Origin of the sequence: Aquiflexum balticum DSM 16537, assembly GCF_900176595.1 — a bacterium.
In the GTDB taxonomy this organism is placed as follows: Bacteria; Bacteroidota; Bacteroidia; order Cytophagales; family Cyclobacteriaceae; genus Aquiflexum; species Aquiflexum balticum.
In genome coordinates, this window is sequence record NZ_LT838813.1 from 513831 (window position 1) to 535344 (window position 21514).

Genomic DNA, 21514 nt, shown 5'->3' on the forward strand with positions numbered 1-21514 from the left:
CATGACCATGATCAAAAATATTACCAATGTACGTGGAATCAAATGCTGGGGAGCCCATACGGGTGTTAAGTCCATGCGCCGGGATTTGGCTATCATATATTCCGAAGTCCCGGCGGCAGCTGCAGCAGTTTTCACCCAGAATAAGGTTCGGGCGGAACCTGTCGAAATCAGCGAAAGAAATATAAACACCAATCACCGCGCCCAAGTCATAGTATGCAATGCAGGCAATGCCAATGCCTGTACGGGAGAACAAGGAAGATTGGGTGCCGAAGCCATGATGAAAGTGACTGCAGAGATGCTGAACATTCCTGAAGAAGATGTCATCATTGCATCCACAGGATTGATTGGTGAGCCTTTCCCTACTGAAGATGTGGTAAATGGCATTAGAAACAATATCCATAAACTCAGTGATGAAGCCAAAGCAGGTTCTTTTGTGGCCAATGCCATATTGACTACTGATACTTTTGCAAAAGAAGGTTTTGTCGGATTTGAGCATGATGGCATTCAGATCAATATGGGCGGGATTGCAAAAGGTTCGGGAATGATTCACCCCAATATGGCAACTATGCTGGCTTTTGTGGTGACTGATTTGAATATCGAAAACAAATTGCTGGATAAAACCCTCCGCTATTGCGTAGACAGATCATTTAATATGATCACTGTAGATGGAGATACCTCCACCAACGATATGGTAGCTATCATGGCAAACGGAATGGCGGACAACACCAAAATCAAATCTGAGTCGGATCCGGGATATATCATCTTCAGAGAAAAACTGCTGGAATTGCTCACCCATCTGGCCAAACTAATCGTTTCCGACGGAGAAGGGGCTTCCAAGTTTATTGAATACAAAGTCACAAAGGCTAGAACAGAGGAAACGGCCAGGAAACTTGTCAGGGCCATTTCTGATTCCACATTGGTCAAAACGGCCATGTTTGGAAGGGATCCAAACTGGGGAAGAATCGTTGCTGCCTGTGGCAATGCAGGAATCAATTTCAATTACAGAAAAGTAAACTTATTTTTGGGAGATCAGGAAAAGATGGTTCAGGTACTGGAAAAAGGAAAGCCGCTGGATTTTGATAAAAACTATATCAAAAAACTGCTTAGAGAATCTCAGATCAGGGTTCATTTGGAAGTGAATAACGGCAAAGAAAGTGGTATGGGCTGGGGTTCAGACCTTACTACGGATTACGTTTTGTTCAATTCCGTGTATACCACATAGAGAAAGTTTTCCTCTAAATTATAAGTCCAAACAAAAAAATCATTTTGAATTCTTTGAGCCAATGTGTCACTGTGTTCTAAAATAATAAACTAGCCACGAAGTCACTAAGGCTCAAAGAAATGGTTCCGAAAGATGGTATTGATTCCAAGAAATATTATTCTTAATGAATAGTCATTTTTTTAATCTTCTTTTCCTGCACCCTTAAAATAATCATCCTTATTGGCAAAGAGTACATTGAAGGTGGTCAGAGAACCGTAGGCACGTGTGATATATTGTTGGAGTTGGACGCGGTCTTCGTCATCCAGTTTTTCATGGTTGTTGATGTTTTGCTCGAGTACACGGAGTCTTTCTCTGACCATCACTATTTTGTGAAAAAATGTTTTTATCGGAATTTCTTTGTTGCTCATTTCCGGGTTGTAGGGATTGATAGTTACTGTTCCATTGATCCACTTTTGGGCCAAGGTTACTTTTGGCAGGTCTTCTTTGGGTTGGTTTTTTCGGATGACGTTTTCAACGGCAGTTTCGATTTCGGCTAAAGTGATGGGCTGAAATTCAGCCTCTTTTTTCTCCACCAATTCAAAATTGGGAAAGTCCCGTGCGATGGTCTTGACCTCTGCGGTGAAATTGAAATAGATCTTGTAGTAGGACGCATCTGATTCCACTACGACTCCTTTACCAAACTTCGGATGTCTGATCTGACTGCCGATTCCTAAATCCATTGCTGACATATTTAAATATTTTGTTCTTAAAAATTAGGTCAATATAAAAGGTAAATTTATATTTTCACAATCCAATCAAACTCCTTTATGAACTCCCTAGACCGACTCAGATTGCTTTTTGAAGAACAGATCAATGTCCTGCCGATTGCTGAAAATCTGGTCATCTTCGAAAAGGAGAATTTTAGAGAGGAAATGGAAAAGAGAAATTTTCATTCAGCAGTTATCAATATGGACGGTGAACTGATGAAATACGATGAGGGGTACGAAGGCCCACAAACCATCTCCGAAGAAGATTTGATGGAAGCAAGTACCCCATTGTTGAAAGCTTTTAGGATGCTGATTTCCCAAAGAAGGTTTTTTATCAAAGATGAAGAAGGTAATCTAAGCTATATCGTGACAAGGACTGATTTGGATAAAATCCCTTTGAGGATAGGGTTTTTTGGATTGATCAGTCTACTTGAAACGCATCTCAAAGATATGATCCGCAAGCAACTACCACATTGGGAGAAAAGCCTCACTGAAAACAGACTTAATCAGGCCAGAAACCTTTATGAATGGAAGAAAGCGCGAAAGGAAGAGATCGACTTGGTCCAATGTTTACAGTTTGGGGACTTGGGCTCGATTTTTTCCAAAAACCAACGCTTCAAAAAGTTTGATGCTTCATTTAGCAGGGAACGCTTTGTACAGACTATGAACAATATCGGAAAGCTGCGTGATGCTTTGGCCCATTCTCAATCGCATTTGGGTTTTTCCTGGAGTGAGATCGATCAGATGATAGTCTTTATTAGAAGCATCATTGACAGGGAAGATCCGGTTTTTGGGGAATAATGAAACTTATCACATGTCTTCCAAAGAAAAACATCGGTATTCAACTTCGAAACCTTTAAAATCAACCAGAAGATTTTTGGATTTTAATTTTAGTCCAGGTAGGTTGTATTTCTCCTTATTTGCCTTTACTTCGGCTATCAATATTTTTTTCTCAAGTTCATTGATGGCCACTATATCAATTTCATTTTGGTTTCCTTTTTCCCAATAGGTTCCGATGGAAGTATAGGATTTTGATTCTATCAATTTAGCTACGAAATATTTTTCTAAAATCGGTCCGGAATAGGTGGAAAAGTCCCTTTCGACAATTTTTTTGATCAAGTCAAAATTCCCGATTTCAATTGTACTCCGATGTTTGTAGATAAACCTGAACCAGAAATTCAGAAAGTTATCCTCAATCCTGTATTTGATCTGCCTACTTGTTGGCTTGGAGAGAATTGGCTTAACTCTTTTGATTATTCCAAAGTCATTTTCCAACTTTTCCAAAAAACCACCAACACTTGTTTCCAATATTGACTCAATTTCAGGCCTAGAAGTTTTTGAACTCGCAATTAATGTCAAAATTGAAAAGTAAGTTGTATAATCTTTCCCAAACTCTTCGATCAAAACGTTCCTTCCTTCTTCCAAAAAAAGAGAATTGGCTTGAAAAATTTCATCAATGACTACTTCAAATGAAAAAGCCTCTGAATTGACAAGATTTTCTACATATTTGGCAACACCACCAGTAATAGTATAGAATACCAATAAATCAAAGTTTGTATAAGTAGGATTGAAGTCCTTCAAGATTTCTTTAAGTGTTTCCACACCAAATGGCTTGATATGGATTCTTGCCGTTGCCCGACCAAAAAGGGGTTCTTTGGCATCTTCAAAAACCTTTTTCATTAAAGAATATATCGAACCGCAAAGGATAAGATTCATCTTTGAACTGTCTTTTTTGCTATCCCAAATATTTTGCATTTCACTGAAAATAGAAGGGTTTATGGTAAAAAATTCCTGAAATTCATCAAGAACCAGAGTCATTGGTTGTTGAACTGAATTATCCATTAAAATATCAAAGAGATCCTTGTAACTTTTCAAATCGCCATATATCGGAATATTTAATTTATTTTTAACCAAGTCCGAAAACTCACTGACCAAAAGTGATTCGGACTTTTTGGCAATAAAAAAATAGATAGCTCTTTTGTTTTCTATGCTTTTTTTCAACAGAGAGGTTTTTCCAATTCTTCGTCTGCCAACCATGACGGTCATCTGTGAGGTGGTCTGTGCTTTAATTTCTTGCTTTTTCAGGAATGCCAATTCCTCTTCTCTATCGTAGAATTTCATAATCATATTATTGTAACACAAATTACAGTAATATCTGTTACAATATCAATACCTCCCCACCTCAAATGCAGTGATATCTATTTTACTGTTGATGCCTTCATGAAGTTCTGCAAGGATTTTTCCTGTTCCCGGTGCAAGACTGATGCCCATCATGGCATGCCCGGATCCGACTAACACATTTTTCCACTTTGGTGCTACACCGATATATGGAAGTCCATCAGGGGAACAAGGCCTTAAACCTTTCCAGATTTCATCCTTTTCGGGGAATTTACTCTGAAAATCAGGATAGAAACGGTTGATGGACTCAAAAATCCCTTTTACCCGGTTGATATTGATGGATTCGTCTGTACCTGCTATTTCCATGGTTCCACCAAAGCGAACTTGTTTACCATAGGGACTTACAGCGACTTTCATTTCAGTTAAAATGGATGCCTGTTTGATTTCCGGATTATTTTCCTGCACAAAACTATAGCCCTTCCCGCCCATCATGGGTAGTGAAAATTCAAGCATTTGAGCCAATTCTGAAGACCATGCTCCACCACAAAGGATAAATTTTGATCCTTCGATTTTACCTTCATTGGTAAGTACTGCATTTACTTTTTCTACATTCTTCTCGAAGCCAGTTACTGTAACTTTATTTTTGAAGATGACTCCTTTTTCTTCCAGATGCTTTTTTAGAAAGCTGTATAATGTTGCAGGCGATAGATGCGCATCTCCCGGAAATAAGACTGCCCCTTTTGCTTTGACCTCTATATTAGGTTCTAATTGGCGGATATCCTCGATTCCCAAAATTTCTGCCTCCAAGCCATGTTTTCTTGCCAAATGTGCGAATTCAATTTCTTCTTTTTCTACCTCGGAAGTCTGATAAAGCATCATAAGCCCTTTTTCCACCAATCCCAAATTGGAATCCTGATGTTCATTTCTGAATTCCTGATAAAGGGATTTGCTCATCAAACTGAGGTTTTTGAGAAAAGGGATACTATTAACCACATGTTTGGCATTGGCAGCTTTGTAAAAAAGCCAAGACCATTCAAAGAGTTTGCGGTCAAGCCTGGGATGGATATAAAATGGGCTTTTGGAAGAGAACATCCAGGAAATCCCCTTACTGATCATTCCCGGTGCGGCCAAGGGGACAATATGACTGGGCACTATCATGCCGGCATTGCCTGTGGAGCAATTGACTTCCATGTCTCCTTTATCTATAATGATCACTTCCACTCCGGATTTTTGGAGAAAATAAGCTGTGAACAAACCGACGATTCCTCCGCCGATTATAATGGTTGGTTTCATTTTTTCAGGTTCTTTAAATTATATTCAAGAAATAGGGATGAGTTTTTGGTATTTTGATTCCAATTTTTAGTGGGTCATTTGAGCTTCTTCCTGATTAACTCAGTAATTGTTAGGTCGGCATTTGGACAGTATCTGATGGTTGAATAATTTTTCGTTTTTAATTATGTCAAAAAAAACGTTAAGGTAGTTTTTCGCTCTTTTAAAGTCGTATGGACTTAAGTGGGCTTCATATTGATCCAAGATGTCCATCATTTGTGGTTCCAAAGTAAGGTATTGATTTCTGATATATTGGATTAACTCAGGATCTCTACATAAGCCCCTGTACAATCTTTCCTGAACCGTTTTTATGGGCAGGTAATCGTAAGGAATGGCATATGGGGCACTTACAATCCCAGACATATCAAAATCATAGGGTAAAGGAAAATGGATTTTATTTTTATCCACCAACATTTTTACATTATGCTGTCCGGTGTTGGACCAGTCAGTATTTCCAATCATAAAGGCAAAAATATCCTGCCTTACGGCGGTTGTATCGTGTATGGTATTGGGAAGGACAGGTTTAGCATCGGAAATCATGAATTGATGTCTTTTGGCCACCTTGTCATCGTCTTCAATCAAAAAAGCAGTTATATTGTGGGTTTTGCTTTTTCTGTCATTTTGGTCGGTCAGGGTCAGATTCACCAATCTTGTTTTAAAATGATACGGAGTGATTTTTTCATAAAATTTGTAGCACATGTATTCTTTTACAATCAGACCATTAAAGGGATTGGCAATTTGACAGGGAATCACCAATTTCAAACTTTTATCTTCCTCAAAAAGAGAGTTTTTTGATTTTTTCTTTTTGATTTTCATCCTTATCGGAGGGAAATAACACATGGATCTTCGCGAATTTCCTCTTGCCCTCAATTCCACTTCTAAAGAATCCCAACTCCCGTCATCATTTCCATATCTCATTTTAGCCATAAAAAAAGTAGTGTCAGATTCTGACCGACGAAGCTCACTGAGAGAAGTGATCAACTCCATCTCAAGAGGCTTTTCAGTGCTGAAAAGCGGGGAATTTTGAAATGCAATGCATTCAACGCCAAAAAGAAGAAGAAAAACAAGAAGCGGAACTGTGTAAAATAAACGGATTTTCACGGATTATCCTGTTGAGTTTTTGGCATAATTAAGGAAGGGATTTCAACTTGCTCTACATTGAGATAAGATTTGTTCATTAAATAGCTTGTCACTTTTTAGAATGTTGAAAAATTCTCCCAGGAACAATTTGATATCAGCAATGTCTTTCGGGTTAAGTTCAGAAGACAGATCATCCACAGATTTCATGATTTGGGATTCTTTTTCAATAAATTCGGCACGAACCTGTTCAAAATCCTCCGGAGTCCTGCAAAATCCACGATATATCCGTTGGCGCACATTGGATATGGATAATAACTCACTGGTAACGGCATAATTGGCATTAACCAAACCACTCATATCAAAGTCATAAGGAATTGGGATATACTCTTTGGTGTCGTTGGTTTGCATCACTTTGATATTATGTTGGGCCATAGCGGACCAATCAGTATTTGCGATCATAAATTCAAAAAAATCAATCCTGACCGAGGATAATGCCTGCTGCCTAAGAGGCACGATCTGCCTGTCTTTTGCAATTTTGCTGTTATGCCTTTTTGCAACCACATCATCATCTTCGATGAAGAATCCTTTAACCTCAAATGTTTTGGGATTTTTACCACTGATATCAATTAATGTCAGGTTTGCCAATCGGGTTTTAAAATGATAAGGAATAACAGGTTCACTAAGCTTGTAGCAAAGATACTCCTTCATCACAAGATCAATATCTGCCTTACCAGACTGACAAGGGACTACCAACTTGAGGTTATTATTCCCTTCAAATAATGTCCCTTTTGCGTCTTTCTTTTTGATTTTGATCCTGATGGGTGGGAAAAAACAATTATTCCTGCGGAAATTTCCTCTTGCTCTTAAATTCATCGTCAAAGAATCCCACTCTTCGCCAGGAACTTTGTAATGTACCACGGAGGGAAAATAAACAGAATCCTGTTTTTCTTTTTTCAGGGCTTTGATCGAATAGCTTAACTTTATTTCCATGGTTTCCTGATTTTCAAAAAGTGGGGAGATATCGTTTTCCTGGGCAACACCTAAAACAAACGATAGGAAGAAAACAATAAATGGCAAGGATATTTTGTGTAAAGTTCTCATAAAAAGGCAGTTTATGCTTCAATATCGCTATTTAGGTGGAAAAAAACAAAATATATTTTTTAATGCCTTTGTCCCGAATTAAGACATTAAAATCATTTCAAAAATACCACAATGGTTGCAAATTAATCAGCGGAATTTTAATCAAAACTGGTACCCCATTGACCAGAATGGTTTTATTCACAGCAGATAAAAAATACTGTAAATCATCCCCAAATTAAATGCAGCATGACAAAGCATAGCAGCCAGGATTGATCCGGATTTTCTTCTAAACCAGATGAACAATAAGCTCAGCAAAAACATACCCTGTACCCAAATCAGTGTCGGAAATAGAAAGAAATCCCATTTACCATCGATAAACACCAATCCGAAATGGGAAATATGTGTCAACGCAAAAGCTGAGGCATCGATTAAAGTTGCCCGACAATTTCCAATTGACTTGGCAAAACTTGAATGTACAATTCCTCTAAAAAACAACTCTTTGATAGTAGCACAAAGCTTGATTTAACCACTGAACCGCCACTTTTGGGTAAGTGCTGTTAGCCACTGTTTTTGTTTAGTTCTTCATATGCCTTTTTCCTTAAGCCTACTGCGAAAACATCAAGTTTCTTCAATTTTTTTTTATCTGGATTAACTGGAATCTGGTGAAATTGAAAACACATTTGCTTCCAATTTTCCTTGAAGTCAAGATTAAATCCTGATTTAATTTAATAGAAGCACAAAGCTCCAAATTTGCACATCATCCCGCCTGATGCAAAACCCGTGTTGGGCACAGTTATTTGTTTTTGGATAATTCCCAATCCGTTATTTCCACAAGTACAATTCCATAATTTTCCTCAACAAAAATCGGCTCGTTAAGTCCCCAATAAAACCAATATGTCGTTGTGCCGTTAGCGTTTTCTTTTGAATTATCTGTCCCACTTTTGGTATATACAACTATCTTATCTCCAGCCTTAACTTTCTTAGGCGCAAACCAAAAAGCCGACTTTGATCTGTTATAAAAACCGCCTGATTTACTAAAACTTGTCCTAAAAAGCTGGTAGAATTTTAGTTCACAATCTTTAATGACATTAAATCCGATTCGTTCATCTTTCAAAACTCCACGGTCGCTTATTCCTGATATTTTTAGCTCCATTTTTTTACAAGTTTTGATAAAATTCCACCTACAATTAATATTCCACCTGCGACAAGAAATATCCATCCCTTCTTCTCAATCTCAAACAGTGGAGCAAGTCCAATTAGTCCCGAACCGATTGCTAAGCAAAAACTATACAGGACCTCCAAAGAATTATGAGTTTTTAACTTTACTTCAAGAACTGCTTTTTCTTTGTCAGTCTTATGAAAGTTAGATTCAATTAACTCTAGTTCAGAAATACGAAATTCGAGTTTGTCAATTTCGCTTATGAGTAATTTTTGAACTGCTGGATTTGATAAATCTTCATCGGCTAATTCTCGCCTAAGTTTGGAATATGGTTTTCCTGGGACATAATTAGAAGATTCCTCTTCTGTCCCTTTACCAGTATCCTTTTCAATTTCTGGTTCTTTCATTTTTTCTTAATTGTGCCCAAAATATATATACCCCTGATAACTATTGGGCTAGCTAAGCCTGATTTCTCAACTTTTTTTATCAGGGGTTATCAAAACTACACTTTTATTATAAATCATCAAATGGTGAATATATTTTTTCAAAGCACATAAATTGAAATGGGTGAGTAATTTAGTTGTGTTTCTGCTGCGGTGTCCTAATTATTCTTGGATTTCAGGCATTCTTCCTGAGCAGTCAAAAAAAACATTAATACATTGACGTCAAGCCACTGAAAGAAGCAGCGAAATTACTACTAACCATGCAGAATTCATGGAAGGACTCCTGGTCCTGATTGAAAATAACCTGGAAGTATCAGCTTTCATTTTCCAAGACACTAAAAATAATATTTGTTTACGCTTTATAGGATTACTATTGGCGATTGGCGCTAGATTCTTGATTCTAAATTCTAATCTCGCGCTTTTCAGCTCTCGGTTCTCGCCTCTCCCTTCTTGACTCTTGTTTCTTGACTCTTGGCTCTTGTTTCTTGTTTCTTGTCTCCCTGATACTCGGGGCGAGCATTGGCTCTCGTTCCCAAAATCTCACCTATCGCTTCTATATCACCTGAAATCCATGGACATAAGGATCTTCATCATCGAGAAAAATCGTATTGTATCCCGTAATCACTGCCCATCCTTCAATACTCGGAATGATGGCTGGAATTTCTCCAACGTGGGTTTCTTCTTCTACAATCCCTGTGAATTTGGAACCAATGAAACTCTCATGAATAAAAGGCTCACCTTTTTTCAATTTACCCTTTGCATGCCATTGTGCCATCCTGGCTGAGGTACCTGTGCCGCAAGGCGAGCGATCGATGGCTTTGTCCCCATAAAAAACGGCATTGCGGGCAGTGCTTGTTAGATCCAAAGTTGTTCCTGTCCACAGCACATGGGACAAGCCCCGGATTTGGGAATGCTCAGGATGGACAAAATCATATTTTCCATTCATCTTTTGCCTCAGGTTTCTGGCCATGGAAATCAACTGTTCTGCTTTGTAGTGTTCCAAACCCGGGAATTTTTCCTGTGGATCCACTATGCAATAAAAATTGCCACCATAGGCTACATCCACTGTCAGTTTGCCCAACTCTTCAGTTTCTATTTCTAAACCCTCTGCTGCCAAAAAGCTTTTGACATTGGTGAGTTTGACGGATTTTACCTTTTTCCCTTCCTGCTTGTATTCGACCAAGACCAAGCCTGCAGGAGCTTCCATTCTCAGAAAACCAGGAGTTTTGGGTTGGATCAATCCCTCCTCGATGGCGATGGTAATGGTGCCAATAGTTCCGTGCCCACACATGGGCAGACAACCACTGGTTTCAATAAACAGCACAGCAAAATCATTGTTGGGATCATGGGGCGGAAAAAGCATAGACCCTGACATCATATCATGCCCTCTGGGTTCAAACATCAAACCTTTCCTGATCCAATCCAGGTGGTCCAAAAAATACTGCCGCTTCTCCAACATATTTTTTCCTTCCAAAAAAGGAACTCCTCCGGATACAAGTCTCACAGGATTGCCACAAGTATGGGCATCAATACATTGGAAGGTGGATTTCATATTTTTTTAAATGAAATGTAATAGAAATTAGGTGGAAATAAAGTTGAAATAAAATAGAAATAGGGTTGAAATAAAAAGGGTAAGTTACCCCCCCATATTTCCATTTATTTCGCCGTAGGCATATTTCAACCATCTTTCGTGAAACATATTTCTACAATATTTCACGAAGTTATTTTATTTCTTAAATTCTCCATCAACCATCCTCCAAATCCCCAAAGGATTTTTCTCACTAAGCGCATCCGGTAATAGGATATCGGGCATATCCTGGAAGGCAATTGGGCGGGCAAAACGTTTGATGGCGTAAACTCCTACAGAGGTGCTTCTACTGTCGGTGGTGGCAGGATAAGGTCCGCCATGCTGCATAGCAAAACCAACTTCTACTCCTGTGGGCACCCCTTTGTAAAGCATCCTTCCACATTTTTCTTCCAATAAATTGATCAGATAGAGTTTGTTGTTCAGTTCCTCTTCTTCTGCCCAAATGGTAATGGTCAATTGACCATGGAGCTTTTTGGCGATTTCGAGGAGTTCATCTTCACTCTCGTAAACCACCATCAAGGCGAATGATCCGAAAACTTCTTCCTGGAATTTAGCGTCTTTCAACCAATCCTTGGCTTTGATCTTGGCCAAAGTCGGGTGAGCTTTGATCAGGTCTTTGGCTGCAGATATTTTGACCCATTCCAACTCTTCCCTGCCCTGTAGGTATTGAATGGCAGCATAATAGGCATCAGCAATTCCTTCGTGCAGCATGGGTGCTGCGGCGATATCTTCCAACTCATTTTTAACAGCTTCTGCAAATTCTTTTTGCAGGGACTTGGGCACGAAAATCAATCCGGGGTTAGTGCAAAACTGACCTGCCCCTAAAGTAAGTGAACCTATAAAAGCTTTAGCATACCCCGCAATGTCCTTTCCCAGTTTTCTTTCAAATGTAAATATGGGATTAACTGACCCCATCTCCGCAAATACCGGAATAGGCTCAGGCCTTTGACTTGCTAAGGCAAATAAAGCCATTCCCCCTGAATGACTGCCTGTGAATGCCACAGCTTTTGCCTTGGGATGTTTGGCCAGATCCTGCCCCGTCTGAATTCCGCCTTCCACATGCGTGAAAAGCCCAAGGGGCAATGCCGAATCAATAACCGCTTTTTGGATAACCTGCCCTACCAATCTGGATGTTTCCGGATGAGCAGGATGTGCCTTATAAATAACAGGACAACCGGCAGCAAGAGCAGAAATGGTGTCTCCGCCTGCAGTGGAAAATGCCAAAGGGAAATTGCTCGCTCCAAAAACCACCACAGGACCCAAAGGAGTCAAAAATCTTCTGATGTCTGGTTTAGGAGCCGGTGCTCTATTTGGATCAGCATGATCTATGGTAGCTTCCACCCAACTTCCCTCTTCAACCAAATTAGCAAAAAGCCTGATCTGTCCACAGGTCCTTCCAAGTTCACCGGTAATCCTTCCTTCCGGCAAATTGGATTCCCCGCAAGCCACTGGAATCAATTCATGTTTTACAGCTTCAAGACCTTCAGCGATTTTTCTCAGAAAAGCAGCTTTTTCCTTTCCAGGTAGGTTTTTATAAAATAAAAAAGCTTCTTGGGCTGACTCAAATATCTGATCTAGGTTCATGATTTTTTTGGTTTAATAGGTAATTTATTTAAAGGAAATAAGGTTGAAATAGGATAGAAATAAATTGAAATAAATTAGGATAGTTACCCATATTTCCATTTTATATCGCGGAAGGACATAACTTGTCCACCTCAGGAGGATGTCAATAATGCTTCACCAAGGATATATTTCCATTTAATTCGCGAAGCATATTTCAACGATATTTCACGAAGTATATTTCAAATAATATCTTAATCAATTCTTAATACTTCCAAAAACCTTCGAGGTCTAAAAAAGACCTCAAAGGTTAGGTCTGTGTTCCAATCCCCGTTTGATAATGTTTTCTACTTTTACTCTTTCTTCTCCTACCAAAGTCAATCTTGGAGCTCGGACCCATTCGGTACCAATGCCGGCCATTTGCTCTGCAAGTTTGATGTACTGTACCAACTTGGGATGGATATCCAACTCCAATAAAGGTAAGAACCATCTATAGATTTTTAAAGCTTCTTCGTATTTTCCTTCCTTCACTAAATTATAAACGGCAACGGTCTCTTTCGGAAATGCACAAACCAATCCGGCAACCCAGCCATCTGCGCTCATCAACAGTTCCTCCATGGCCAGAGTATCTACACCACAAAGCAACTTAAAGCGATCCCCAAACTGATTCCTCATTCTTGTCACATTCGAGATATCACGGGTAGATTCTTTGATAGCCTGAATGTTGTCACAGGCTGCCAATTCCTCAAACATGGACAGCGTCACCAAAGTCTTGTAATCGACCGGATTGTTGTATATCATAATTGGCAAGTCTGTGCTGTTTGCAACGTCTTTGAAATATTGCACCACTTCCCTATGATCTGCCGCATACCTCATCGGAGGCAAAATCATCAAAGCCGCAGCCCCCATTTCCTTGGCTTTTTTTGCCCAAAAAATCGCGTCTCTCGTAGCACCCTCGGCAATATTGAGGATAACAGGAACCCTGCCCTTGATATAATTTACCGTATCAGTAGTTAGTTTGATTTTTTCATCCTGACTAAGCACACTTGATTCCCCCAAGGTTCCTCCTAGAATGATACCATGCACACCGGCTTCCAATTGTGCATCCAGGTTTTTGAAAAACATGCCCATATCCAAACTTCCATCCTGATGGAACTTGGTGGTCACGGCCGGAAAAACGCCTTTCCAATTCATAGTCTTTTTGGTTTTTTTATCAAAGGTAGCCCAGTATTTGTGCGAATACTTACACCTGATTAGTCAATAATGATACAATATTGATTTACTATTAGATAATTTGATTAATTCAGATTAATATCATATTGCAAATGTCAAAAGTAATACCCTTTAAAATACCAAAGTCCCAAATGGAGTTCGTCCGCTATCAGGTGGATGCTGGGCAACATTTTTATGACAAACTACACCAGCATCCTGAGTGGCAGTTGACTTGGATCAAAGAGGGAAAAGGTCAATTAATGGTCGGCGATTATTTGGGAAGGTTTAAACCCGGGGATGTTTATCTGTTTTCAGCCAATATGCCTCATGTCTTCCGGTCTGATCCTGAGTATTTTTCTCCTGAATGGAGCCGACAATCAATAGGATATACATTGTTTTTTGATTTTGAGGCATTGGGAAATCATATCTGGGAAGTAGAGGAATTTGCCCCGCTACAGCAATGGCTGCTACAAATCAAAGGCTGTTATCATGTCAAAGGGATGACCAATTCCTTTATCCAGGAAGAATTAATGCTTTTTGGAAAGAAAGAGGGACTGGACAAGCTGATGGGATCATTACATATTCTTCGACAATTACAGCAATCCAAGGAAATGAAATTGCTCAATAAACTCATCCCTCAAAAAAACTATACCGAAACAGAAGGAAAGAGGATGGGTCAGGTGATGTCATTTATTCTTGCAGAAAGTCATCGAACAGTTCAATTGCAGGAAGTAGCAGATCTTGCCAATATGAGCAAGGAAGCATTCTGCCGGTTTTTCAAGGAACGAACGGGAAAAACTTTGACAGAATTTCTGAGCCAGGTGCGTATCCACCATGCCTGTCAACTCCTACAGGAAACTGACCTTTCAGTTTCCCAAATTGCATATCAGAGTGGTTTTCAGAACCTTTCTTATTTCAACAGGGCATTTAAGAAATTCAGAGGAGAGACACCAAAAGAGTTTAGGGAGAAGTTTTGAGATTTTGAAATAGATAAGGCTAAAGAATCATCCCTGCAAATTTAAAACTGAATTTTAAATTTGCAGGGATGATTTTGATTTTATAATCTTAGATTAGGTGAGAACTTTTCCAAAGTTTCACCCTTTGAAAATGTTTTAGGTCAAATTGAAATGCCACTTAATTCCTGTTTTTAGCTAAATTTGTGAACTCACCTTCCTAAATTTAGCTAAATTCGTGAAGTTAACTTCATATTTTTAGCTAAATTTGTGAAGTGAAGCTTTAGGGATTAATTTCAAACTAATGAACATTCAAAGAATAATTCTCTCTCATATCAGGAAAAGACTGTACAAAGGAAAAGTGGTAATCCTATATGGAGCTAGAAGAACAGGAAAAACTACGCTAGTCAAAAAGCTGCTGGGAGAAACCATTGGAGAAGTCGCCTATTTCAACTGTGAGCTACAGGAAAACCAAGAGCTTCTTTCACATACGAATTCTATTTTACTGAAAGATTTTGTGGGGCAAAAGCGGTTAATTGTCTTAGATGAAGCGCAGCATATCCCACAAATTGGATTGATCTTAAAAGTGTTAGTTGATACTTTTCCTGAAACCCAGTTTGTAGCAACAGGATCCTCAAGTTTTGAATTATCCAATAAAATTTCAGAACCATTAACAGGTCGGTCGAGACAATTCTTACTTTTACCCTTTTCTTTAGAAGAGATCCATCAAACACAGGATTTGATAGCCATCAAGAGCAGTCTTACCAATTACTTACGCTTTGGATTATATCCTCAGGTTTTTTTGGCAGATGGAGATGAGAAAAATGAAGAATTGATGGACATCAGTTCCAATTATTTATACAAAGACATCTTTCAACTGGAGTCCTTAAAAAAACCAGAAATATTACAAAAATTACTCAAGGCTATTGCTTTACAGATTGGCAGTGAAGCATCTCTTAATGAATTGGCTCAGGTTTCAGGCACTAATGTACATACTGTTAGCAGATACTTGGATTTGTTGGAAAAGGCTTTTGTGATTTTTAGGCTACCCGCGTTCAGTAAAAACCTCAGAAAGGAAATCAATAAGAGTCAAAAAATATACTTTTACGATGTTGGCATTAGAAACACAATTATTCGCAACTTCAATAGAGCTGAAGTTAGGTTGGATATGGGAGGGTTATGGGAAAACTTCTGTATCGCTGAAAGAATAAAATATAATCAAAGTCACAGAAAGTTTGCCAATATGTACTTTTGGCGGACCTATGATCAGCAGGAAATCGACTATATCGAAGAAATAGACGGAAGTCTCAATTGCTATGAATTTAAGTACAGTCCGATAGCAAAAGCAAAATTTCCCAAAATATTCAAAGAAACATACCCTGAAGCTAAATTCAAGGTCATCACACCCGAGAATTTCTACGAACTTTTTTTATTCGAAAACAAGGCTTAAAAAGATAGTCCTCATATTAGAACATATCAAAACACCACCGATCAACCAAGTCCCACCATTGGTCAATGGGGTATTGGTTTTTCGTGGAAAATTAGGTGAAATTGGTTCAGTGAAATATGATAGAAAAATGCAGTTGGCGATATAAAGTTGAAATAGAGGTTCGGGACCGTTATTAAATCAACTATATTTCAATTATATATCTATTTGTTTCAGGAAAACCTATAAATAATATTCAAATATGAAGAAGTCGCTACTTTTAATTATACTGACCATTTCAGTCTGTATTTCATCCTTTGCCACTGAACTCTACCCAAGCATCATGAGCTATCAGGCAGATAGAACTGCCCTGAACAGAAAATACAACAATCCGCTTTCTGAGGAGTATTTCCAACGTTTTGAGAAACTTTATCAAGAATGGCTCAAAGCCCTGGAAAATATGCCTTATGAAACCTATTCACTTGACGGAAAAATGGACTGGCAACTTTTTAAAAATCACTTGGAAAAGGAACTGTTCTTTCATGGATTGGCCTATGAAGATTTCAAAAAAATAAACCATGTGGCAGACTTTAAAAATGACTTGGAAAAATTCTATAAAAGCAGACGTATGGCTGTCAAGCCTAATGCCCAGGAATTGGCCGCTACTTTTTCCAAAATAGAGAAGGACATCAAAACCAAGTGGGAGTCGATGAAAAAATCAAAGCCATTTGACGCTTGGCAAAAGGCTGAATTGGCTTCCCAAACTGTAGAGGCTTTAAGAAAAAGCACCGAAGAAGCTTACAACTTTTACTATGATTATGATCCGGAATTCACCTGGTGGATGAAAGAGCCCATGAAAAGTCTTGATAAAAGCATGAAAGACTATGCGGCATTTTTGAAGAGCCATTTTGAGAATACAGTAGTAAAAGATGACGGATCGGGCATTATCGGCAAACCTGTCGGCAAACTGGCTATTGAAACAGAACTGGCTTACAACATGATTCCTTACACAGCGGAAGAACTGTTGAAGGAAGGGGAAAAACAATATGCTTGGTGTGAAGCCGAAATGATCAAAGCCTCCAATGAATTAGGGTTCGGAAATGATTGGAAAGCAGCATTGGAACATGTGAAAAACACCTATGTCCCTGCAGGGGAATGGCCCCAAATAGTGGCTGAGATGGCAGAAGAAGCCATTGCATTTCTGGAAGACAATGACCTGATAACCGTACCCGAAATGGCCAAAGAAACCTGGCGTACGACCATGATGTCCGCCGAAAGACAAAGGGTAAACCCGTTCTTTCTAGGTGGTGAAAGCATAATTATCTCCTATCCTACCTCCACCATGACCCAAGAAGAAAAAATGATGAGTATGCGTGGAAATAATCCCCATTTTTCAAGAGCGACTGTACAACACGAACTTATTCCCGGTCATCACCTACAGCAATTTATGAATCAGCGGCATTTTCCTCATAGAAGGATTTTCAACACCCCTTTTTGGGTGGAAGGATGGACTTTGTATTGGGAGTTTAACCTTTGGGACAAAGGTTTTCCCAGAAATGCAGAAGATAGAATCGGGATGCTTTTCTGGAGAATGCACCGGGCTGCCAGGATTGTTTTCTCTTTAAATTACCATTTGGGGAATATGACCCCGCAGGAATGTATAGATTTTCTGGTGGACAAAGTAGGTCATGAGCGCGCCAATGCCGAAGCTGAAGTCCGAAGGTCATTTGAAGGAAGCTATGGACCTTTGTATCAATTGGCCTATATGATCGGCGGATTGCAGGTGTATTCTCTCAAAAATGAAATGGTCCAATCCGGAAAAATGACTGAAAAGCAATTCCATGATTTCTTTATCAGCCAAAACTATATGCCTATCGAATTGCTGCGTGCAAGGATGAAAGGAGAGGATTTGCCGAGGAATTTTAAAAGTAGCTGGAGGTTCCTGTAATAACCTTTGAGGTCTTTTTCAGACCTCGAAGGTTTTTTTGTAGAAACATGGTTGATTCTTAGGAAAAAGACCTTCGAGGTTTGGGAAAAAACCTCAAAGGTCTTGCAGAAATCCTAAGGATTGTTAATATTTTGAGTGTAGGAGATATTTCTTACCTCTCATACTCCTCCCTCTTGTCTTTTTTCAAAGTGATGATTATAAGACCGTTTTTTGCTTTTTCACCATATTTATCAGTTATCCATTTGTCCTTTACGACTTCAAGACTTTGGATGTCATCAGGATTTATTTTGTCAAAATTATCAACCTGGACCATACCATCTTTTGTTGAAATTAACACCAACGGGCTATTCTCCGAATCCGCTGAAAGTCTAAGTTTTACGTTTGGATTTGTGTTGGCTTCAGTTGCTGTTTTGCTTCCAGTGCCATACAAAATGGTCGTTGGTCCAATAGTTAAGGGCTTATTGGTAATATCGTATTGCTGGACATTACTGACCGCTTTCAGTTCCTGCAGTTCTTTTTGCTGAGCTTCGTTGAGTTCATTTTTGATAGCAACCAAAGTTGATAACTGCTTTTTCTTCATTGAATTTTCTAAGTTTAAGACTATATCCAATTGCTTGGAAACTGCCTCGGGATTGGGTTTGGTCTCGCTGAGCATTTTCTTCAACTTAGCTGAAGCTTCATCCAGATCCCATTTGATTCTTCTGAATTCAACGGAACTCTGGCTATGAATCTTTTTGATTTTGTCCGCCTGCTGGTCAGTAAGGGAAATGGCAAAACTATTTTGAAATACTAGGTTGGCTGAAAACAGGACTTCCTGAAATATATCCTGGGCATTAACCACACCGGAGCATAGTATCATCCCAATTATCAATAGCTTTTTCATATCAATTAAATTATGTTTAAAATTCTGTCAAAAGAGAAGAAGTCGGGGATTCCCAGGACTCCAATTCGGTAGTGGATTCAATTTTGAATTGGAGCCCATAGTCTTTCCCTTCTTCCAGTGTAATGATGATCACATCGTAATCCAAAGTTTGGATGGGTTCATCTACCCTATAAAACCAAGCCAATAGAGCTAATGAAGCCGCAATTCCTATTGGAATCAAAACCCATGATTTTGATTTCCTTATTTTTGGAAATTGGGGAACCACCATTGCTGAATCCTTTGCTTTCATGTCGCTAAAGAAATGCTGCAGGTTTTGGTCTTCGGAATTATCTATTGTTTTCATGCATTGTCTTTTTTAGGATAAGCGCTTTGAGGTTTGTTTTCCCTCTGTCATAATGTGTCCTGACTGAACCAATACTGATACCCATCACCTCAGCAGCCTTTTCCAAGGTAAGGTTGTGGTAGAATACCAACAGCAAAACCTCCTTTTGTCTTTCAGGCAACCTTTCGATCAATTCTTCATGGGAGGCAGCAGTGACTTCTTGTTCTGTTTCAGCTGCATCAAATTCCATTTCCAGCGGATAAATATTTTTGTCCTTCTTTTTCCACTCCGTTGCGGTAAACCTGATGACAGAAAACAGCCAGGTTTTGACTTGGGATTTTTCTTTATAGATGGCCTTCCCCTCGAGAATTTTCAGGTAAACCTGTTGCAAAACATCCTTTGCCAAATCCTCATCGAACGAGCAGCACTGTCTTGACCAGTGGAATGCTTCTTGATGAAGTTCTTTCAGGAGGTTTTCCAATTGAGGTTTTTCCATTCTTACTCATTAGTGTTTAAAAGTTAGTTTTATATGACAAGGGAAGAAAGTTATTTTGAAATAAGGTTGGAAAAAGATTGAAATATATTGGAAATAGGTTCGATATAAATTGAAATAAAACTTTTTATACAAAAAAAAACCTGCCAACTCCTATGAATTTAGGGTTGGCAGGTATATGGAAAATTTTTTCAATTAATCTATCGGGAATCCTTTGGCGGCCCACCAGATTCCTCCATAGATATGTTTGAGAAAGTCTGCATCCATAAATGCCCAGTCTGTATGGCCCATGGCTGTGTAGAAAATCCTTCCCCCGTCATATTCATTTGTCCAGGACATGGGGTGAAATTCTCCCATACCGTCTTTGGGATCGTAGGTTCTTTCGTCGGCTGTAATCAGGACTTTTACATCAGGGTTGAAGTTTTTGAAAGCATAAATCTCATCTGACCAAACCCACTTTTCCGGGAGGTGGTAAGTTGCCGGATGTGATTTGTCGACAACATTGAGTTTGAGGGTTTGCTGGTGAGGGTGGTTCAAAAACTGAGCCCCAATTAGCTTCGTGTACCATGGCCATTGATACTCTGTGTCTGTGGCGCTGTGGATTCCTACTATTCCTTTTCCTGCTTGGACAAAACGTTGGATGACGGCTTTTTGCTCATCGTTGAAAATCGTCCCGGTAGTGCTCATCATGACGATGACATCAAAACGCTCCAGGTTTTTGTCGGTGATGTAGCTTTCATCTTCCGTGGTATAAATATCAAATATCTGGTCTCGGGCTAATTTTTTCAGAGCTACAACGCCATCAGGAATCGATTGATGCCGGAATCCTTTAGTCCGGCTGAAGACCAAGACACGGAATTGGGGATTGCTTTGCGCAAATGTTTCCAAGCTCAAGCCCAGCATTATGATGCAGACGAGCAGTAGGGAGGATAGGGAGGTTTTTAGGTTTATCATTTTTTTTTAGATATGAGATGTGGGATTTGAGACATGAGATTTAAGAACCAAGATGCAAGAACCAAGACTTGGGTTTAGGAGAGAAATTTTAAAGAATCAAAGCCTACCAAAAGCAGGCAGATACATGAAATAAGAAGTTTTGATTGAATATAGGTGGTTAATTTTCCAATCTTTCAATTTTATAATTTTATAATTTCATAGATTCCACTATCCATTTTGCCATCCTTTAGCCCCTCACTTCACCATTCCGAATTTTTCGGCGGCTTCTTTTCGGGAAAAGGCATTGAAATGCCACCATTCAGAGCCAATTCCTGTAAATCCGCCGTATTTCATTACTTCTCTGAGTATTTCACGGTTGGCAATATGTTCTTCAGTAATTTTTCCTTCTTTGAGCATCTGTCCTTCCCGATCGGGATAAGCAGGATATCCGAAATAATCGTATCCAGTTCCCATATCTAGGGCTTCCCCAGTATCTGCATGCGCCAAGGTAAGATCCACGGCAACGCCGAAATTATGCAGGCCACCTACTTGAGGATTGGCTACATAAAGGGGCTTGATGCTGTCCGGTTTGTCCAAGTTGTCCCAAAGGATCTGCTGCACACTTTGGGGCCTTACGCCATCATAAATCAGAAATGTCAGTTCGGGATGATCTGCTTGGAGTTTTTCATGCGATTTTTTCAACATCTCCGCCACAACAGGTTGTATGTAGCAGCGGGTCAATTCCCCATAGACATCCTCCCCAAAGAAATTATCAGTAGTAGAGTACTTCAGATCTACAAAAACACCGGGGATTATTACTTCCACATCCACCAATCCGGCATCGATAAGACTTTGTTCCAGATCTCCGACTTTATGGATAATTTTAAACTGCTCTCCTCCAATATCAGCGATTTCATTTTCATGGATGTCATAGCCGGTTACGGTCTGTTCATTCATTTTGGATTCACAGTTCCAAAAAGCAATCGCTGAGAATATGATCAGGTATTTTTTCAAGGATA

General features: G+C 39.3%; 21 protein-coding genes. 5 read left to right on the forward strand and 16 right to left on the reverse strand.

Going from position 1 to position 21514, the window contains the following annotated elements; genetic code table 11:
* Positions 1–7: 7 nt before the first annotated feature.
* Positions 8–1222, forward strand: coding sequence for a bifunctional glutamate N-acetyltransferase/amino-acid acetyltransferase ArgJ (gene argJ / locus B9A52_RS02345; protein ID WP_084123358.1), 1215 nt, complete (start codon positions 8–10; stop codon positions 1220–1222).
* A 179-nt stretch (positions 1223–1401) separates the two neighbouring features.
* On the opposite strand, the gene B9A52_RS02350 is transcribed toward argJ, so the two are convergent.
* Positions 1402–1941, reverse strand: a complete 540-nt coding sequence (locus B9A52_RS02350) for a hypothetical protein (RefSeq protein ID WP_231955441.1) — start codon at positions 1939–1941, stop codon at positions 1402–1404.
* An 87-nt stretch (positions 1942–2028) separates the two neighbouring features.
* Between B9A52_RS02350 and B9A52_RS02355 the strand changes: the two genes are divergently transcribed.
* A complete protein-coding gene (locus B9A52_RS02355) occupies positions 2029–2769 on the forward strand; it encodes a CBS domain-containing protein (protein WP_084118790.1) in 741 nt (246 codons plus the stop codon).
* 9 nt (positions 2770–2778) lie between these two features.
* Here the strand turns inward: B9A52_RS02355 and B9A52_RS02360 are convergent, their stop codons facing one another.
* The 10 genes from B9A52_RS02360 to B9A52_RS02405 form a co-directional block, all read right to left on the reverse strand.
* Positions 2779–4089 (reverse strand): ATP-binding protein, encoded by a 1311-nt coding sequence (locus tag B9A52_RS02360; RefSeq protein ID WP_084123359.1) that lies wholly within the window; start codon positions 4087–4089, stop codon positions 2779–2781.
* Between the two features lie 45 nt (positions 4090–4134).
* Positions 4135–5379: an NAD(P)/FAD-dependent oxidoreductase gene (locus B9A52_RS02365; protein WP_084118791.1), complete on the reverse strand. Its 1245-nt coding sequence runs from the start codon at positions 5377–5379 to the stop codon at positions 4135–4137.
* A 99-nt stretch (positions 5380–5478) separates the two neighbouring features.
* Positions 5479–6516 carry a hypothetical protein gene (locus B9A52_RS02370; protein ID WP_084118792.1) on the reverse strand — a complete coding sequence of 346 codons (1038 nt, stop codon included), beginning with the start codon at positions 6514–6516 and terminating at the stop codon, positions 5479–5481.
* A gap of 42 nt (positions 6517–6558) precedes the next feature.
* On the reverse strand, positions 6559–7596 hold the full coding sequence (locus tag B9A52_RS02375; protein WP_084118793.1) for a hypothetical protein: 1038 nt from the start codon (positions 7594–7596) through the stop codon (positions 6559–6561).
* A 177-nt stretch (positions 7597–7773) separates the two neighbouring features.
* Complete coding sequence (locus B9A52_RS26495; protein ID WP_197687264.1) at positions 7774–8070, reverse strand: CPBP family glutamic-type intramembrane protease; 297 nt, start codon at positions 8068–8070, stop codon at positions 7774–7776.
* A 298-nt stretch (positions 8071–8368) separates the two neighbouring features.
* Positions 8369–8728: a hypothetical protein gene (locus B9A52_RS02385; protein ID WP_084118795.1), complete on the reverse strand. Its 360-nt coding sequence runs from the start codon at positions 8726–8728 to the stop codon at positions 8369–8371.
* The gene (locus B9A52_RS02390) at positions 8719–9141 is read right to left on the reverse strand and encodes a hypothetical protein (protein ID WP_084118796.1); all 423 of its coding nucleotides are present in this window, start codon (positions 9139–9141) and stop codon (positions 8719–8721) included. Before B9A52_RS02390 ends, B9A52_RS02385 begins: the two co-directional genes overlap by 10 nt.
* A gap of 589 nt (positions 9142–9730) precedes the next feature.
* On the reverse strand, positions 9731–10729 hold the full coding sequence (locus B9A52_RS02395) for a 4-hydroxyproline epimerase (RefSeq protein WP_084118797.1): 999 nt from the start codon (positions 10727–10729) through the stop codon (positions 9731–9733).
* A gap of 174 nt (positions 10730–10903) precedes the next feature.
* Positions 10904–12349, reverse strand: coding sequence for an aldehyde dehydrogenase (NADP(+)) (locus B9A52_RS02400; protein WP_084118798.1), 1446 nt, complete (start codon positions 12347–12349; stop codon positions 10904–10906).
* A 279-nt stretch (positions 12350–12628) separates the two neighbouring features.
* On the reverse strand, positions 12629–13519 hold the full coding sequence (locus B9A52_RS02405) for a dihydrodipicolinate synthase family protein (protein WP_084118799.1): 891 nt from the start codon (positions 13517–13519) through the stop codon (positions 12629–12631).
* A 131-nt stretch (positions 13520–13650) separates the two neighbouring features.
* Here B9A52_RS02405 and B9A52_RS02410 point away from each other — a divergent pair, with 131 nt between their 5' ends.
* The 3 genes from B9A52_RS02410 (at position 13651) to B9A52_RS02420 (ending at position 17864) form a co-directional block, all read left to right on the forward strand.
* A complete protein-coding gene (locus B9A52_RS02410) occupies positions 13651–14514 on the forward strand; it encodes a helix-turn-helix domain-containing protein (RefSeq protein ID WP_084118800.1) in 864 nt (287 codons plus the stop codon).
* 280 nt (positions 14515–14794) lie between these two features.
* The gene (locus tag B9A52_RS02415) at positions 14795–15940 is read left to right on the forward strand and encodes an ATP-binding protein (protein WP_084118801.1); all 1146 of its coding nucleotides are present in this window, start codon (positions 14795–14797) and stop codon (positions 15938–15940) included.
* 238 nt (positions 15941–16178) lie between these two features.
* Complete coding sequence (locus tag B9A52_RS02420) at positions 16179–17864, forward strand: DUF885 family protein (RefSeq protein WP_084118802.1); 1686 nt, start codon at positions 16179–16181, stop codon at positions 17862–17864.
* A gap of 151 nt (positions 17865–18015) precedes the next feature.
* Here the strand turns inward: B9A52_RS02420 and B9A52_RS02425 are convergent, their stop codons facing one another.
* From B9A52_RS02425 to B9A52_RS02445, 5 genes are all read right to left on the reverse strand, one after another.
* Positions 18016–18747 carry a Spy/CpxP family protein refolding chaperone gene (locus tag B9A52_RS02425; RefSeq protein WP_084118803.1) on the reverse strand — a complete coding sequence of 244 codons (732 nt, stop codon included), beginning with the start codon at positions 18745–18747 and terminating at the stop codon, positions 18016–18018.
* A gap of 16 nt (positions 18748–18763) precedes the next feature.
* Positions 18764–19090 carry a hypothetical protein gene (locus B9A52_RS02430; protein WP_084118804.1) on the reverse strand — a complete coding sequence of 109 codons (327 nt, stop codon included), beginning with the start codon at positions 19088–19090 and terminating at the stop codon, positions 18764–18766.
* On the reverse strand, positions 19074–19565 hold the full coding sequence (locus B9A52_RS02435; protein ID WP_084118805.1) for an RNA polymerase sigma factor: 492 nt from the start codon (positions 19563–19565) through the stop codon (positions 19074–19076). Before B9A52_RS02435 ends, B9A52_RS02430 begins: the two co-directional genes overlap by 17 nt.
* A gap of 192 nt (positions 19566–19757) precedes the next feature.
* Positions 19758–20513 carry a ThuA domain-containing protein gene (locus tag B9A52_RS02440; protein WP_394334901.1) on the reverse strand — a complete coding sequence of 252 codons (756 nt, stop codon included), beginning with the start codon at positions 20511–20513 and terminating at the stop codon, positions 19758–19760.
* Between the two features lie 237 nt (positions 20514–20750).
* Positions 20751–21509: a M15 family metallopeptidase gene (locus B9A52_RS02445; RefSeq protein WP_084118807.1), complete on the reverse strand. Its 759-nt coding sequence runs from the start codon at positions 21507–21509 to the stop codon at positions 20751–20753.
* Positions 21510–21514 lie beyond the last annotated feature (5 nt).